Source organism: Porphyromonas sp. HMSC077F02 (assembly GCF_001815465.1).
GTDB lineage: Bacteria > Bacteroidota > Bacteroidia > Bacteroidales > Porphyromonadaceae > Porphyromonas_A > Porphyromonas_A somerae.
Genome location: NZ_KV820625.1, coordinates 1 through 239 on the forward strand (window position 1 = coordinate 1; position 239 = coordinate 239).

Genomic DNA, 239 nt, shown 5'->3' on the forward strand with positions numbered 1-239 from the left:
TGAACGTTCTTCTTCCTTACCCTTTTCCAAAACGTTGTAAGAGCATCCGCCCCCTTTCCATCGCCAACATGAAGGATTCTTCCAGAGATGAGATCCACTACGATTGTCTTATAAACATGTCCTTTTCGGACAGCAAACTCATCAATACCTATGCACTGCACCCCTTGTAAGGAGGGCTTGCTGTAGTGTCTCTTAAGATAGGTTGTGTGAATATCCTTTACTACATCCCAACTAACACC

Annotated in this window: 1 protein-coding gene; it reads right to left on the reverse strand. The window is 43.9% G+C overall.

All coding sequences use genetic code 11. The annotated features are described in order from the left end of the window. Positions 1 to 239 (reverse strand): transposase (locus tag HMPREF3027_RS00365; RefSeq protein WP_141756199.1); only part of this gene is annotated, 239 nt, incomplete at both ends.